Origin of the sequence: Polynucleobacter sp. UB-Tiil-W10, from assembly GCF_018881605.1 — a bacterium.
Taxonomy (GTDB): Bacteria; Pseudomonadota; Gammaproteobacteria; order Burkholderiales; family Burkholderiaceae; genus Polynucleobacter.
The window spans coordinates 671,553-688,129 of record NZ_JACVPZ010000001.1 but is presented as its reverse complement, the minus strand read 5'-3'; the positions used below and the strand labels follow the sequence as shown (position 1 = coordinate 688,129).

The following is a 16,577-nucleotide window of genomic DNA, read 5'->3' as shown; positions in this document are numbered from 1 at the left end:
TTTTAGCGTAACTTGTTAATATAGCTCTTTCCCATGAATCCTTCTGAACTCCGATCTACTCTGGCCTTAGCAGGCATCTTTGGCCTACGCATGTTGGGCCTGTTTTTGCTATTGCCCATCTTCAGCATTCATGCGCGGGGCTTGCCGGGTGGCGAACACGCCCTTTGGGTGGGCTTGACCCTTGGAATCTTCAATATCGTCCAAGCCTGTTTTTATATCCCTTTAGGGCGTTTATCGGACCGAATAGGGCGTAAACCGGTCGTTTTATGGGGCTTATCCCTATTTGTGGCTGGAGCCTTAATTTGCGCTGCCAAAGATGATTTGCTCTGGATTGCCATTGGTCGAGGGATTATGGGTGCTGGCGCTGTCTCGGCAGCGATTTCTGCTTGGGTAGCGGATTTGACTCGTGAGCAGGTTCGTACCCGAGCCATGGCATTGGTGGGCGGCAGTATTGCCCTCTCGTTCGCCTTGTCCTTAGTCATTGCCGCACCGATTTATCGCGCGATTAGTCTTGGCGGAATTTTTATAGTTCTTGCGGTGTTGGGCGTTATTGCGATGTTCGTTACCTATTATGTTTTACCCACTAGCAAGCCAGAAGCAAAAGTTCAGCAAGCTTCATTGAAAGAAGTTTTCTTCCGACCAGATTTGATGCGCTTAAATCTGGGTGTATTTGTATTGCATGCAACTCAAGTGGCTATGTTCTTGGTGGTGCCGCGTTTGTTGGTGCAGGCGGGATTGCCGCTCTCTTCTCATTGGGAAATTTATCTTCCTGTAGTGCTGCTGTCATTTGTCTTCATGGCACCCGCGATAATTTACGGTGAGAAGCGGCAGCAGCTAAGAACCGTTTTGCTAATTGCGATTGTTTTATTGTTGGTTGCAGAAATAATCTTTACGCAAGCACATTCAGTGATGACGATTGCAACCGCATTACTTGTTTATTTTGTAGGTTTTAATCTGCTCGAAGCTTTACAGCCTTCACTGGTATCGCGTTTTGCTAAAGAATCAAAAGGCACCGCATTGGGTGTTTACAACACTACGCAATCGATTGGCCTCTTCTCAGGTGCCGTAATTGGGGGTTATTTGATGGATAGCCATGGTGATTTATCGGTCTTTGCTATGGGTGCAGTGCTCCTGGTTTGCTGGCTTATAATTGCTTGGTCGATGGGTGAAATGCCAACGAGAGCAACAGAATCGAGGGATGTAGCCACCAAGACATAACCGCAGCTTCATGGATTAAATTAAAGCGAGCAGTTTATTTTTCAGCAGCAATAACAGTATTATTTTTTCTTCGGGAGACAACATGGCTTCGGTAAATAAGGTCATCATCGTAGGTAACGTAGGACGTGATCCAGAGACGCGTTACATGCCAAGCGGCGACGCAGTTACAAACATTTCAGTAGCAACATCTGATCGCTACAAAGACAAACAAACTGGCGAAATGAAAGAAACCACAGAATGGCACCGCGTTGCATTCTTTGGGAAACTTGCAGAAATCGCTGGTCAGTACCTCAAAAAAGGTTCACAGGTTTATGTTGAAGGTCGTTTGCGCACACGCAAATGGACTGATGCAAGTGGCCAAGAAAAGTATTCCACAGAAATCGTTGCAGAAACCATGCAAATGCTCGGTGGCAAGCCAGTAGGCGGAAGCGGTGACGGTGGCGAAAGCTATGCACGCTCAAAGCCGGCTGAGCACAGTGCTCCAGCAGCCTCAAACGCTGCCTCACTCGGCGCAATGGATGATGATATTCCGTTTTAATGATTACTAAGCAGTGCATCAGTTATTAGCTGGTGAGTTCTATAGCAAAAACCCCTTCTAGGATTTCCTACAAGGGGTTTTTAATTACTTATTTTTTAAATTGTTTACTATCTTTACTGCCTTGCATGCCGAATATTCTTTGGCCATGGCGAATTATGATCCGTGCGGAAGGGATTAATATCTAAGCCACCGCGTCTTGTGTAGCGTGCATACACAGATAATTTCTCTGGTTTGCACTCACGCTTGATATCGGTGAAGATGGTTTCTACACAATGCTCATGAAACTCACCTAACTGTCTAAAGCCTATGAGGTAGCGCAGCAACCCTTCTTCCAGAATTGGCCTGCCTTGGTAACGTATTTGCACGCTAGCCCAATCTGGTTGGCCTGTAACGGGGCAGTTAGATTTCAGTAGGTGTGAGACCAAGCACTGCTCGATTGGACCAAATGATTCGTTGACGCCCAATAAACTTGGGTCTGCTGGCAGACTGGGGTCTACTTCAATATCGAGCCGATCCATCAAAATGCCACCCATCTCCTGCAATCCTTTTTTAGAAACTGCTTCAGTTGGATTGATGCGTGTCGTGATCTTGCTGCCAGCAACTGCAGATAAGTCTGTGGTGAGTCGCTCTTTCACTTCATTCTCATCTTCAAACCGTGCGCTATTTAGACTGTTGAGATAAAGCTTAAATGACTTAGACTCAATCATGTTCGGTGAGTCTGCGGGAATCTGAAACTCAGCTAGTGCAATTTGGGGCTTACCTTTTTGATTTAGCCAACTCAGCTCAAAGGCGTTCCAAATATCAACACCTACAAACGGTAATGATCGACCCTCTTGAAGCCCCAGTTTTTTTCTGTTCTCAGTTCTTGGAATTGGAAACAGCAAACTCGGATCATACTGATCTGGGTATTGCGTTGATTGTCCGAGTGGTAACGTTGCCATAACTATTTTTGATTAACTGAATTAAGTTACTACTTGCTTACTTTTTGGGTTGATTGGATACGCCAGAGACGACATGGCCTGTTGGTGCAACAGATGCTGCCGATTGGCAATGACCTGTTTGATCATCAAAGAAAAAGTCTGGCTCGAATTCTCGTAAAAACTCGCTTTTTGAGAGGCCACCCAAGAACATCGCCTCATCTACATCAATACCCCATGCCATCAAGGTGCGAATTGCCCTTTCGTGGGCGGGCGCAGAACGGGCGGTTACTAATGCTGTGCGAATGCGCATACCATTTTCACTGGTAGAGCGTTGCAGTCTGTGTAGGGCTTCTAGTAGGGGTTTGAAGGGACCCGGAGGCAGAGGAATGTCCACCTTTTTACTCTCGTGATCAACAAAAGCTTCAAGCCCTTTTTTCTGGAAGACTTGTTCAGCTTCATCTGAGAAGAGTACGGCGTCTCCGTCAAATGCAATACGAATTTCATTTGGATGAGACTCAGCAGTTTTACTAGATTCTGGATACACCCGAGCCGCTGGGAATCCTGCATCAATCGTTGCCCGCACATCATCTTCATTTGCAGATAAGAAGAGGTTGGCATGTAGGGAGCGCAGGTAGTGATACGGCGGCCTACCTCTAGTAAATACACCACGTTCAAGATGTAATCCATGATGCTCGGCGGACCGGAATACACGTAGCCCGCTAACTGGATCGTTGCGAGAGAGAATCACTACCTCTACCCGCTGGTCACCCTCTTCATTAAAGGCAAGTAGTTTTTTTACTAGTGGGAAGGCCACCCCTTTTTGAGCGGCCTCACTAAGACGTTCCAGCTGTAACTTCATGTAGGCGCTGTCATCGGTTGATTCGAAGATGCGATTTTCTTCCTCGAAATCAAACAGGGCGCGCGAAGAGATCGCAACGACGAGTTTTCCGGTAAGCGTGTATGACATGAAAGTATTGGTCTTCTGTATTAAATTTTATTTAAGGAACAGGCGATAAGCTGGGTTATTGGTTTCATCCCAGTGCGGGTAACCCAAGGTTGCCAAGAAGCTTTGGAATTTCTTCTGCTCATTTTTAGGAACCTGAATACCAATCAGAATGCGACCATAGTCAGCCCCGTGATTGCGATAGTGGAACAAACTAATATTCCAGTTAGGCGCCATGCTGGTTAGAAACTTCATCAATGCACCTGGGCGCTCTGGAAACTCAAAACGGTAGAGTAATTCATCTTTAGCAAGCGCTGAATGTCCGCCAACCATATGACGTAAATGAGATTTTGCTAACTCATCATGGGTGAGATCAATCGTTGCGAATTTTGCTTTTCTGAAATGCTTTGCAATGGCTTCGCTATCGCCTGATTTTTGTGTACTGATACCGACAAAAATATGCGCTTCACTTTGATCGCCAATGCGATAGTTGAATTCAGTAACATTTCTTTTGCCGAGTAATTCACAGAAGCGCTTGAAAGAGCCACGCTCTTCAGGAATCGTTACGGCAAATACTGCTTCACGGAACTCACCAACGTCAGCACGTTCAGCTACAAAGCGTAGGCGGCTAAAGTTCATATTGGCCCCGCAAGCCACAGCCACCAAGGTTTTCTTCTTGATGCGTTTCTTCTCTACATACTTCTTCATGCCAGCAATGGCGAGCGCACCTGCGGGCTCAAGAATGCTGCGAGTGTCGGTAAAGACATCGTTAATGGCCGCACAGATTTCATCTGTGTCGACGGTAACAATTTCGTCTACAACTTTTTTACAGATTCGGAATGTTTCTTTGCCAACCAATTTCACCGCAGTGCCGTCCGAGAACAAACCTACGTCTTTCATTTCAATGCGTTTATTCGCTTTGAGTGATTGGTTCATGGCGTCAGAGTCAGAAGCTTGAACGCCGATGACTTTTGTTTTTGGGCTAATTGCTTTGATGTATTCACCAATACCGGCAATCAAACCACCACCACCAATCGCTACAAAAACAGCATCGATGGGTTTTTCATATTGAGTAAAGATTTCGTGGGCGATCGTTCCTTGGCCCGCAATGACATCAGGATCGTCAAAGGGGTGAACAAAGGTTAAGCCCCGTTTTTTGCCAAGAACCTCGGAATACTTGAAAGCATCACTATAGGATTCGCCATGAAGAATGATTTCTACCCAAGGTCCGCCTCGAGCCTTCACTGCGTCAATTTTGACGCTTGGAGTGGTTACTGGCATCACGATGACGGCTTTGCACTTCATTTTGGCTGCTGAAAGAGCTACTCCTTGGGCATGATTACCCGCCGAAGCAGCTATTACCCCGCGTTTTAAGGCTTCAGGGGGTAAATGGGCCATTTTGTTATAGGCGCCACGGAGTTTGAAGGAGAAAACCGGCTGGTTATCCTCCCTTTTGAGAAGTACCTGGTTGCCCAAACGCTTAGTCAGTTCTGGGGCGGGCTGAAGTTCGGTTTCTCTGGCTACGTCATAGACGCGAGCCGATAAAATTTTCTTTAAATAGTTCGTTGCCATCCAATGAGCGTACCACGGATGGCTCCTAAGCCCTTAGATTTGCAAGGGTTTATCCCTTCAGGGAGCAACTTTCTCGGAATCCTGCCACTATCAGGTTCACTCAATTAAAATGCTTATTTATCGAATATGTCGCTATGAACGCACCATTAGCTTTGAACCAGTTGTTGGATGCTGAGGCGGGCTCCCCCCGTCTTCGCGAAATCCCCTACAACTACACCTCTTTTTCAGATCGAGAGATTGTTATTCGCTTATTGGGCGAGGAGTCATGGCGCGTTCTCAATAACTTGCGCGGCGTTCGCCGTACTGGACGTTCGGCACGGATGTTGTTTGAAATTTTGGGTGATATTTGGGTAGTTCAGCGCAACCCTTTCTTGCAAGATGACTTGCTCGATAGCCCAAACCGTCGCAAACAATTAATCGATGCACTATGGCATCGCTTGGGCGAAGTGAAGAAGCGCAATAGTGGCGATTCTGCAGATCAAGTAGATATCCTATTAAGCGCTGCCTATCGCGCCATCGAAAATTTCGAAAATGGCTTTAAGGAAGTTGAGCAAATTCGTAAACGCGCTCGCAAGGAGTTGGGCCGTCACACAGCTTCAGACAATATTTGTTTTGATGGCGTGTCTCGTGCTGCGCACGTTACTGATGCAACCGACTGGCGTGTGGAGTTTCCACTAGTTGTTTTAAAGCCTGATTACGAATCTGAGATTCCTGGCTTGGTGAAAGCTTGCATTGCATTAGGTTTGACCATCATCCCTCGTGGAGGTGGTACTGGTTATACCGGTGGCGCTATTCCACTTTACGCAATGTCGGCAGTAATTAATACTGAGAAGTTGCAAGATATTGGCGGTGTAAAAGCGAAGAAACTACCAGGCTTAGATCGCGAAGTTTCAACAATCTTTACTGGCGCAGGTGTTGTTACCCGCCGTGTATCTGATGCTGCAGAGCTTGCTGGGCTTGTGTTTGCGGTCGACCCTACTTCTGCTGATGCAAGCTGTATTGGCGGTAATATTGCAATGAATGCTGGTGGTAAGAAGGCTGTTCTTTGGGGAACGGCTTTAGATAATCTTGCTAGCTGGCGCATGGTGGATCCTGAAGGCAATTGGTTGGATGTGGAGCGACTTGAACACAATATGGGCAAGATCCATGATGTGGCTACGGTGCGTTTTCAGTTGACTTGGTCTGATGGAAATAGCGAACCAGGTGAGCGCATTCTCAAAAAAGAATTATTAGAGGTTGAAGGTAGGCGTTTCCGCAAAGAAGGTTTAGGTAAAGACGTTACTGATAAATTTTTATCAGGTTTACCTGGCGTACAAAAAGAAGGTTGCGATGGTTTGATTACAAGTGCAACTTGGGTTTTGCATCGTATGCCAAAATTCATGCGCACCGTTTGCTTAGAATTTTTTGGTCAAGCACGAGAAGCCATTCCAAGTATTGTGGAGATCAAAGCTTACTTAGATGGTTTAAGTAAGCAGGGTGGCCCAATTTTGGCTGGCCTTGAACATTTAGATGATCGCTATTTAAGAGCAGTGGGTTACTCCACTAAATCGAAGCGCAATAGCCTGCCGAAGATGGTATTGCTGGGCGATATTGCTGGTGACAATGAAGAGGCTGTTGCCGCCGCTACTAGTGAAGTAGTGCGTATGGCGAACTTACGCGTTGGCGAAGGTTTTGTGGCGGTCAGTCCGGAGGCTCGAAAAAAGTTCTGGCTAGACCGCGCTCGTACAGCTGCGATTGCCCGTCATACCAATGCTTTTAAGATTAATGAAGACGTCGTGATTCCTTTGCCCCGTATGGGCGAATACACCGACGGTATCGATCGCATCAATATTGAGCTTTCTCTCAAAAATAAGCTCCAAGTACTTGATGGCCTTGATGCCTTCTTGAAAAAGAGTGCTTTACCCCTTGGCAAGAGTGATGCTGAGTATGAGATTCCTACAGCAGAGATCTTGGGCGATCGTGTGCAGCAAGCCTTGGAACTCATTGCCAAGGTGCGAGGGCGTTGGGCTGAGTGGCTCACTGAGATGGATTCTTATTTCCCACGTTTGCAGGATCACAGCTTGCGCGCCTCTTGGAAAGAAGAAGTGCGTTCAGAATTGCGCATCATTTTTGGGGGCCTAGCGTTTGAGCCGATTCTGGCTGAGCTTGAAGCAATCCACAAAAATATTTTGCGTAAGCGGGTATTTGTGGCTTTGCACATGCATGCTGGCGATGGTAATGTGCACACGAATATTCCAGTGAACTCCGATGACTATGAGATGTTGCAAGACGCACATCGCGCAGTTGATCGCATCATGAAGTTGGCCCGTTCTTTAGATGGAGTGATTTCTGGTGAGCATGGTATTGGAATTACCAAATTAGAGTATTTAACAGAAGCTGAACTCAAAGACTTCCGTAGCTACAAGAATCGAGTTGATCCAGAAGGCCGCTTCAACAAAGGTAAGTTGATGCCACATGCTGATCTGAGCATGGCCTACACACCAAGCTTTGGCTTGATGGGTCATGAGTCGATCATCATGCAGCAAAGTGATATTGGCGCTATTGCCGATAGCGTGAAGGATTGTTTACGTTGCGGTAAATGTAAGCCTGTTTGCTCAACACATGTCCCACGTGCAAACCTCCTCTATAGTCCGCGCGACAAGATTCTCGCAACTTCCCTGTTGATTGAAGCTTTCTTGTATGAAGAGCAAACTCGCCGTGGCGTTTCAATTCGTCATTGGGAAATGTTTGATGATGTAGCTGCGCACTGCACAGTTTGTCATAAGTGTTTAACGCCTTGCCCAGTCAAAATTGACTTTGGTGATGTAACGATGAACATGCGTAATCTTCTGCGCAAGATGGGTCAGCAGCGCTTTAATCCGGGCACTGCTGCATCCATGTTCTTTTTGAATGCAACTAGCCCAGAATCAATTCATCTAGCTCGTAAGATGATGATTGGTTGGGGTTATAAGTTGCAACGCTTGGGTAATGATGTGCTGCGTAGATTTGCAAAACAACAAACTGCACACCCCCCTGCAACGGTCGGTAAGCCAAGTGTTAAAGAGCAGGTCATCTTCTTTGTAAATAAGAAGATGCCTGGCAATCTTCCTAAGAAAACTGCGCGTGCTTTATTGGATATTGAAGATGCAAACTATGTCCCAATCATCCGCGATCCTAAGACAACTTCTGCAGATACTGAGGCGGTGTTTTATTTCCCGGGCTGTGGATCTGAGCGTTTGTTCTCCCAGGTTGGCTTAGCTACTCAAGCTATGTTGTGGAATGTCGGCGTGCAAACGGTTCTACCTCCTGGGTATCTCTGCTGTGGCTATCCACAACGCGGTAATGGTGACTTTGATAAAGCTGAGAAGATGATTACGGATAACCGCGTGTTATTCCATCGCGTTGCTAATACTCTCAATTACTTAGATATCAAGACCGTTGTTGTTTCCTGCGGTACTTGTTATGACCAGTTGGCGGGATATCAGTTTGATCAAATTTTCCCTGGCTGCCGCATTATTGATATCCATGAATTTTTAGCGGAGAAGGGCGTTAAGCTCTCTGGTGTCACAGGCGTGAAGTACATGTATCACGATCCTTGCCACTCCCCAATGAAGTTGCAAGATCCATTGAAGACGGTAAACGAGTTAATTCAGCTTGAAGACGGCAAAGCTATTCTGAAGAACGATCGCTGTTGCGGTGAGTCTGGAACATTGGCTGTGACCCGTCCTGATATTTCTACTCAAGTGCGTTTCCGCAAGCAAATTGAGATGGAAAAAGCCGCCGATGATTTACGCAAAGGTGATTTTACTGGCGAGGTCAAAGTGCTGACTAGCTGTCCATCCTGCTTACAAGGACTTACACGCTTTGATGCTGATAGCGACACTACAGCCGATTACATCGTAGTGGAGATGGCTCAAAAGATATTGGGCAAGGATTGGATGCAAGACTATGTAACCAAAGCAAACCAAGGTGGTATTGAAAGGGTTCTCGTTTAATGATTCCGAGCAATGTTGTTGTGCATCAGCAGTCTAAGGTCTTGGAGCTTTCTTATGAAAAGGGAGATACCTATCGCTTACCTTTTGAGTTGTTAAGAGTGTTGTCTCCTTCTGCCGAAGTGCAAGGGCACGGGCCTGGACAAGAAACATTACAAACTGGTAAGCGCGATGTTTTGATTGCTAATCTAGAGCCAGTAGGCCATTACGCACTCAAGCCTAGTTTTTCTGATGGGCATGACTCGGGTTTGTATACCTGGGATTATTTATTGTTTCTGTGTGAGAACCAGGAGCAATTATGGAAAGAGCATTTAGATAAATTGGCTGCTGCCGGTTTAGATCGCGATACACCGATGACTCAGTCAGGCGGTGCATCAGGCCATTCTTGTGGAAGTCACTAATGAGTAAAACGCACTTCGGTTATCAAAGCGTTGACGAAGCTGAAAAGGCTGGAAAGGTTGCCGAGGTGTTTCATTCGGTGGCCAGCAAATATGATGTGATGAATGACTTGATGTCTTTCGGCTTGCATCGTGTTTGGAAAAAAGTGACGATTGCTAGAGCAAATGTACGGCCTGGTCAGAAGATCTTGGATATCGCTGGTGGCACTGGTGATCTGGCTGCGGCTTTCGCAAAAGCTGCCGACTGGGGACGCAATCCTGATGCTCAAGTTTGGTTAAGCGATATCAATGCCTCCATGCTGGGAGTTGGGCGTGATCGCTTGTTAGACCGCGGCATGGCTTTGCCTTGCGTTCAGTTCGATGCAGAAAAAATACCTTTCCCTAATAATCATTTTGATGTGGTGACGGTTGCATTTGGTTTGCGCAACATGACGCACAAAGATATTGCTTTAGGTGAAATGCGCCGCGTGATTAAGCCAGGCGGCAGAGTCTTAGTCTTGGAATTTTCTAAGCCAGATGCTTTTTTACAGCCTGTATATGACACTTATTCGTTTAAGGTTTTGCCTTGGTTGGGTGAGAAGATTGCACAGGATTCAGAAAGTTACCGCTACTTAGCTGAATCCATTCGGATGCACCCAGATGCGCAAACCCTCAAGGAAATGATGTTGGGAGTAGGTTTTGATGAAGTCGAAACCCACAGGATGACTGGGGGTATCGTCGCCTTACATATTGGTATTAAATACTGATAGTTGTATAGTTTTTAAAGTCTTAAAAACTAAAGAAGTTAAGTAGTTATAAGAAGGGGTAAAGAACCATGAATAAACATTTTTTTAAAGCGACGCTTTTAAGTCTTACTTTAATTTTTGCAATGGTAGGTCATGCTGATGCAGCACGCTTAGGTGGTGGTAGAAGTATTGGACGAGCTCCAAGCGCACCAATGCAAAAACAAGCGGCGCCTGTTCAGAAGCCAGCACAGCAAGCTCAACCTGCGACACCGGCTGCAACTCCACAGGCTCCTGCACCTAGTCGTTTTGGTGGTATGGGCGGTATTTTAGGTGGCTTAGCTGCAGGCCTAGGAATTGGTTACCTCTTATCCCATTTCGGTTTGGGTGAGGCGGCGTCTTCTTTAATTACAGGCTTACTCATCGCGATGTTGGCAGGCTTTGTCATTATGTTCATTATTCGCAAAATGTTGCCAGTACTGTCTGGTGCTGTTCAGAATTCCAACGTGCCTTCCCAAGGCATGCAACGTAGTAATGTTGATGTTCCAAGGCAGGAGCCTGCTTTTACCCCTGCTGCAAATGCATTCGGTGGTGTGAGTTCTGAGCCTGAGGTATTTCAGTCAACCTTACCGCCGGGATTTGATCAACAAACATTTTTGGAGAATGCAAAACAATATTTTGTGTCTTTGCAAAAAGCTTGGGATCAAGGTGATCTTGCGTCTTTGCGTGAATTTACAACGCCTGATATGTTTGCCACGATTCAACAAGATTTATCTGGCCGCACTGATGGCAGCAATCAAACTGATGTAGTCACGATTAATGCTCAGCTCCTCGGTATCGAAACAGCCGATGGTCATTATTTCTGCAGTGTTCAGTTCAGCGGCATGATCCGTGAACAACCAGGAGCTCCAGCTAGTGACTTCTCCGAAGTCTGGAATTTGAGCAAGCCTGTAGAAGGTCCTGGCGGCTGGGTACTGGCGGGTATCTCCCAGTTGGTTTAAGCTTAAGGTACTTTCCGTCGGAAAACCCGCACTAGTGCGGGTTTTTTACACTCATGAACACACAATTTTCGACTACCCATACGATTGCTTCTGGCGCAGCTTGCCGGGGGCTGAATCATGTTTTGGGTAGTGAGCCTTGGGCTTTGGCTGAGTTGGCTCGCCATGCAAGCAAAACCATTTTGCTGCAGCTACCCTTGGGAAATCTTTGCTTTGAGATAAAGCCCGATGGTTTTTTAGCTAGCCTAAAAGAGATCGAAGCCCCTTCACTCACCTTGGAGGTTTCCACTAAGGCATTGAGTGACTTGGCCAGCAGCCCAGGCTCTTTGCGAGAGCAGGCATTTAAAGCCGTCAAAATTACTGGTGATGCAGACTTAGCCCAATTATTAGGTCGTCTAGCGGGACAATTGCGCTGGGAGTACGAGGAGGATTTAGCTCGTCTGGTAGGTGATGCACCAGCCAATTTTGCTGTCAGACAGAGCAAAAAGTTTGTGTCGGCCACTCGCTCTGCAGCTAGCGATTTGCTAGACAATGTGGTGGAGTATGTCAGCGAAGAAAAGAAAGTACTTTTAAATAAACGGGATTTTATGGTTCGTAAATCCGAGTTAAGTGAATTGCGCGAATCAGTAGATCGCATGGAAAAACGTATTCAACTTTTAGAGCAAAAGGCTAAATAAATCGTGCGTCGTATTGCTCGTCTCTTTTTTATATTTTTTACTGCATGGCGTTATGGTTTATTGCCGCTTCTGCGTGACCTTTTAAAGCCTGGCATTCGTCGCGGTTTCTTAACTGTATTGTGCTGGGTTTCTCCTGGGCGCCATTTACCGAGAGGCGACCGCATTCGATTAACGCTAGAAGCACTGGGCCCTATTTTTGTGAAGTTTGGCCAAGTACTTTCTACACGCCGTGATCTATTGCCAGAAGATATTGCCAATGAGTTGGCTAAATTACAGGACCAGGTACCACCATTCTCAAACGAAGAATCACGTCGCTTAATTGAAAAGGATTTAGGGCAGCCGATCGAGGAAGTCTTCATTAGCTTTGATGCAACTCCTGTCGCCAGCGCATCTGTTGCGCAAGTCCACTTTGGCGTACTTCGTGGCACAGACAAACGCCCTGAGTGGGAAGGTCGTGCTGTAGCTATTAAAGTTCTACGCCCAGGCATTCTTCCAGTAATTGATGGTGATATTGCATTGATGTATGACTTGGCTAAAGTCATAGAAAAGATTTCTGAGGATGGTCGTCGATTAAAGCCGCGAGAGAACGTGGCAGAATTTGATAGACACTTGCATGATGAATTAGATCTTATGCGCGAAGCCGCTAATGCAAGTCAGTTGCGCAGACAATTTGCAGATTCTCAGAAGTTAATGATTCCAGAGATGTATTGGGATCTTTGTCGCACCAATGTGATTGTCATGGAAAGAATGTATGGCATCTCGATTGGTAAAACTGCAGCATTACGAGATGCTGGCGTTGACTTTAAAAAGCTAGCTTCGGATGGCGTAGAAATATTTTTTACCCAAGTGTTTGAGTATGGTTTCTTCCACGCAGATATGCATCCTGGAAATATCATGATTAGCTTGGAGCCAGAAACATTCGGCCGTTTCATTTCGCTAGACTTCGGAATTGTTGGCGCATTAAGTGAGTCGGATAAAAATTATTTAGCTTTGAACTTTTTGGCATTCTTTAATCGCGATTACCGTCGCGTTGCAGAATTGCATATAGAGTCAGGCTGGGTTCCGGCCAATACCCGTGTTGAAGAATTAGAGGGTGCGGTACGTTCAGTTTGCGAGCCTTATTTTGATCGCCCCCTCAAGGAGATCTCTTTGGGTATCGTGCTCATGCGCTTATTCCAAACGTCACGCCGCTTTAAAGTAGAAATTCAGCCGCAACTGACTTTATTGCAAAAAACTCTCCTCAATGTTGAGGGGCTGGCCCGACAGCTGGATCCAGATCTAGATCTGTGGAAAACGGCCAAGCCGATTCTAGAAAAATGGGTAAGCAAGCAATTGGGTTGGCGCGGATTAATTGATGGTCTAAAGGAAGAGGCGCCGACTTGGGCCAAAATTCTGCCTACATTGCCACGCTTAATTGCAGATAGTCTGGCCCAAGGAAAGCATCAAATAAAAGACCAAACCAGCGAATTAGAGGCCTTAAAAGCCCTTTTATTCCAGGAAAGGCGTACAGATCGCCTATTAATGGGGGCTTTACTGTTTGCTGGCGGGTTTTTGGCTGGAATTTTGATCATCAGCCTAGGCATTTATTAGTCTCTCGCTGATTGGCTGCTAAACCGCTAAAATAGCGGGTTAGGCAGAACACATGAAAAAATACTTTATTGCTGGCATCCTCGTTTGGGCACCATTGTCGATTACCGTTTGGGTGATTGCCTGGGGCTTGGGTTTGCTCGACGGCGTTTTTGGATCGGTGATGCACGCCATCATCATAGTTCTTCCTCACGATGCTGCAGTAGATGTTCAGCATTTCCGCGATCTTCCCGGAGTTGGTATCTTGATTGTGATTGCAGTCATTATGTTGACCGGTTTAGTGGCAATTAGTTTTGCTGGCCAGTGGTGGATTCGGATGTGGAACAAGCAGATTAATCGTATTCCGGTTGTGCGCTCCATTTATTCCAGCGTGCAGCAAGTTTCATCCACTTTATTTTCTGGTAGTGGTCAGGCCTTTAGTAAGGCTTTATTGATTCGTTATCCTCACGCAGATTCTTGGGTGATTGCTTTTCAAACGGGTACGCCCGCTAGAGAAGTCACCGCCAAATTGGGTGAAGACTACGTCAACGTATTTTTGCCAACAACCCCAAATCCTACCTCTGGTTTTTTCATGATCGTGCCGCGTGCACAAACGATTGAATTAGAGATGAGTGTGGAAGAGGCTTTGAAACATATTGTTTCAATGGGCTCTGTTCCTCCCAATAGTTCTAGTGGTTTAACTGCATCCCAGTTGCCACGCCATTTTTGATTTATAGGAAATTGTTATGTCAATGCGAAGCCATACCTGCGGCCAGGTAACCGATTCACTGATTGGTCAAGAAGTCACTCTTGCTGGATGGGTTAATCGCCGTCGTGACCACGGAGGCGTGATCTTTATTGACTTGCGTGACCGCGAAGGTTTTGTACAGGTTGTTTGCGATCCTGATCGCCCAGAAATGTTTGCTCTTGCTGAGCAAGTTCGAAGCGAGTTTTGTATTCAGATCAAAGGTCTTGTTCGTGCCCGCCCTGCTGGTACTGAGAACGCCGATTTAGTCAGTGGAAAAGTAGAGATTCTCTGCCATAGCCTAGTGATACTGAATGCTTCTGTAACCCCACCATTTCAAATCGATGATGAGAATTTATCTGAAACAACTCGATTGACTCATCGCGTATTAGATTTACGTCGCCCACAAATGCAAAAGAATTTGCGTTTGCGTTACAACGTAGCGATGGAGTGTCGTCGTTACTTGGATGATGCAGGCTTTATCGATATTGAAACGCCAATGCTGACTAAGAGCACTCCAGAGGGTGCGCGCGACTATTTAGTTCCATCCCGTGTACATGACGGTCAGTTCTTTGCATTGCCACAATCCCCCCAATTATTTAAGCAATTGTTAATGGTTGCCGGCTTTGATCGTTACTACCAAATTACCAAATGTTTCCGCGATGAAGATTTGCGCGCAGATCGTCAGCCTGAATTTACACAGATTGACTGTGAAACAGCTTTCTTAAGTGAATTAGAAATTCGTGATTTGTTTGAAAACATGATTCGTCATATTTTCAAGAAGACTATGAATGTTGAGCTTCCTAATCCATTCCCAACCATGCCATATTCAGAAGGTATGGCGCGTTTTGGCTCTGATAAGCCAGATTTACGTGTGAACTTTGAATTTACCGAATTAACGGATCTGATGAAAGACGTTGATTTCAAGGTCTTCTCAGGCGCTGCAAACCAGGTTGGTGGACGTGTTGTCGGCTTATGTGTTCCTGGTGGCGCTGGAATCAGTCGTAGCGAAATCGATGACTACACGCAATTTGTGAGTATCTATGGTGCTAAAGGCTTGGCCTGGATTAAGGTGAATTCGGTTGCGGAAGGCCGTAATGGCTTGCAGTCACCAATCGTGAAGAATTTGCACGATGCAGCCATTGAAGGCATCCTGACGCGCACTGGTGCAAAAGATGGCGACATTATTTTCTTTGGTGCTGATAAAGAAAAAGTCGTAAACGATGCGATTGGTAATTTGCGCTTACGGATTGGCCAATCTGCTTGGGGTAAAGAGCATGGTCTCTTTACTGAAGGCTGGAAGCCATTGTGGGTAGTCGATTTCCCAATGTTTGACTACGATGAAGGCGAGGCACGTTGGGTTGCTTGCCATCATCCGTTTACCAGCCCTAAAGATGAGCACATGAAGTATCTGGAGTCTGATCCGGGTAAGTGCTTGGCTAAAGCTTACGACATGGTGTTGAACGGTAGTGAAATTGGCGGTGGTTCAGTACGTATTCACCAAGAAGCGGTTCAAAGCCAGGTATTCCGCGCTTTGAAGATTAATGCAGAAGAAGCGCAAGCAAAATTTGGTTTCTTGTTGGATGCTCTCCAATATGGCGCACCTCCACATGGTGGTATTGCTTTTGGACTTGATCGCATCGTGACCATGATGACTGGTGCTGAGTCGATCCGTGATGTGATTGCATTCCCTAAAACACAACGTGCACAATGTTTGTTAACACAGGCTCCAAGTCCGGTTGATGAGCGTCAGTTGCGTGAGTTGCACATCCGTTTGCGTCAAGCAGCGCCCCCCGCATAAAACAATTTAATTAGCATTTTTAGCCCCATCTTGAAAATCCCTATTTCGGTTTTGGTTGTAATCTACAAATCGAATAGGGATGTTTTGTTAATTGAACGCGCTGATCGTGCGGGCTTTTGGCAATCGGTGACAGGCAGTCTTGATGCCCCCAATGAAGATTTGGCTTTTGCGGCCGCTCGCGAGGTTTTTGAGGAAACGGGTATTGCCGTTGATCGCTTACCAAAAGATGCATTGCAGAGCATGCACCATCAGATCGAATATGAAATCTATCCAGATTGGCGTTTTCGTTACGCTCCTGGCGTCACTAAAAATATTGAACACTGGTTTTCACTGGCGGTTCCAGATAACACTCCAATCACGCTTTCCCCAAGAGAGCATGTAGCTTATGAGTGGTTGCCTTATCAAAAGGCTATACAGAAATGTTTTTCTCCCAGTAACGGCGAGGCTATTCTGAGATTATTTTTTACGAACTAAGCCAAGTCAAATAATGAATTAGGAATAAGATAGA

General features: G+C 46.1%; 14 protein-coding genes. 11 read left to right on the top strand and 3 right to left on the bottom strand.

Features of this window, described 5'->3' with window-relative positions:
- Positions 1-33: 33 nt before the first annotated feature.
- Both ICN33_RS03390 and ssb read left to right on the top strand, forming a co-directional pair.
- Positions 34-1,218: an MFS transporter gene (locus ICN33_RS03390; RefSeq protein ID WP_216194547.1), complete on the top strand. Its 1,185-nt coding sequence runs from the start codon at positions 34-36 to the stop codon at positions 1,216-1,218.
- A gap of 82 nt (positions 1,219-1,300) precedes the next feature.
- Positions 1,301-1,756, top strand: coding sequence for a single-stranded DNA-binding protein (gene ssb, locus ICN33_RS03385; protein ID WP_216194545.1), 456 nt, complete (start codon positions 1,301-1,303; stop codon positions 1,754-1,756).
- Positions 1,757-1,869: 113 nt separating this feature from the next.
- On the opposite strand, the gene queF is transcribed toward ssb, so the two are convergent.
- Genes queF through ilvA form a run of 3 tightly spaced genes read right to left on the bottom strand, consistent with a single transcriptional unit; the run spans position 1,870 to position 5,191 of the window.
- On the bottom strand, positions 1,870-2,697 hold the full coding sequence (queF, locus tag ICN33_RS03380) for an NADPH-dependent 7-cyano-7-deazaguanine reductase QueF (RefSeq protein ID WP_216194543.1): 828 nt from the start codon (positions 2,695-2,697) through the stop codon (positions 1,870-1,872).
- Positions 2,698-2,734: 37 nt separating this feature from the next.
- Positions 2,735-3,643, bottom strand: coding sequence for a 5'-nucleotidase (locus tag ICN33_RS03375; protein ID WP_216194541.1), 909 nt, complete (start codon positions 3,641-3,643; stop codon positions 2,735-2,737).
- 27 nt (positions 3,644-3,670) lie between these two features.
- Entirely contained in the window at positions 3,671-5,191 is a 1,521-nt protein-coding gene (gene ilvA / locus ICN33_RS03370) for a threonine ammonia-lyase, biosynthetic (protein ID WP_216194539.1), read from the bottom strand.
- A gap of 134 nt (positions 5,192-5,325) precedes the next feature.
- Here ilvA and ICN33_RS03365 point away from each other — a divergent pair, with 134 nt between their 5' ends.
- The 9 genes from ICN33_RS03365 (at position 5,326) to nudB (ending at position 16,543) form a co-directional block, all read left to right on the top strand.
- The gene (locus tag ICN33_RS03365) at positions 5,326-9,165 is read left to right on the top strand and encodes an FAD/FMN-binding oxidoreductase (protein WP_216194537.1); all 3,840 of its coding nucleotides are present in this window, start codon (positions 5,326-5,328) and stop codon (positions 9,163-9,165) included.
- On the top strand, positions 9,165-9,563 hold the full coding sequence (locus ICN33_RS03360) for a gamma-butyrobetaine hydroxylase-like domain-containing protein (RefSeq protein WP_216194535.1): 399 nt from the start codon (positions 9,165-9,167) through the stop codon (positions 9,561-9,563). The genes ICN33_RS03365 and ICN33_RS03360 overlap by 1 nt, the downstream gene beginning before the upstream one ends.
- Entirely contained in the window at positions 9,563-10,306 is a 744-nt protein-coding gene (gene ubiE / locus ICN33_RS03355) for a bifunctional demethylmenaquinone methyltransferase/2-methoxy-6-polyprenyl-1,4-benzoquinol methylase UbiE (protein ID WP_216194533.1), read from the top strand. The genes ICN33_RS03360 and ubiE overlap by 1 nt, the downstream gene beginning before the upstream one ends.
- 68 nt (positions 10,307-10,374) lie before the next feature.
- Positions 10,375-11,283: a Tim44 domain-containing protein gene (locus ICN33_RS03350; protein WP_216194532.1), complete on the top strand. Its 909-nt coding sequence runs from the start codon at positions 10,375-10,377 to the stop codon at positions 11,281-11,283.
- 53 nt (positions 11,284-11,336) lie between these two features.
- Positions 11,337-11,957, top strand: a complete 621-nt coding sequence (locus ICN33_RS03345; RefSeq protein ID WP_216194530.1) for an SCP2 domain-containing protein — start codon at positions 11,337-11,339, stop codon at positions 11,955-11,957.
- A gap of 3 nt (positions 11,958-11,960) precedes the next feature.
- The gene (gene ubiB, locus ICN33_RS03340) at positions 11,961-13,547 is read left to right on the top strand and encodes a ubiquinone biosynthesis regulatory protein kinase UbiB (protein WP_216194528.1); all 1,587 of its coding nucleotides are present in this window, start codon (positions 11,961-11,963) and stop codon (positions 13,545-13,547) included.
- Positions 13,548-13,599: 52 nt separating this feature from the next.
- On the top strand, positions 13,600-14,253 hold the full coding sequence (locus tag ICN33_RS03335) for a DUF502 domain-containing protein (protein WP_216194526.1): 654 nt from the start codon (positions 13,600-13,602) through the stop codon (positions 14,251-14,253).
- A gap of 16 nt (positions 14,254-14,269) precedes the next feature.
- Positions 14,270-16,069, top strand: coding sequence for an aspartate--tRNA ligase (aspS, locus tag ICN33_RS03330; RefSeq protein ID WP_216194524.1), 1,800 nt, complete (start codon positions 14,270-14,272; stop codon positions 16,067-16,069).
- Between the two features lie 30 nt (positions 16,070-16,099).
- Positions 16,100-16,543 (top strand): dihydroneopterin triphosphate diphosphatase, encoded by a 444-nt coding sequence (nudB, locus tag ICN33_RS03325; protein WP_216194522.1) that lies wholly within the window; start codon positions 16,100-16,102, stop codon positions 16,541-16,543.
- Positions 16,544-16,577 lie beyond the last annotated feature (34 nt).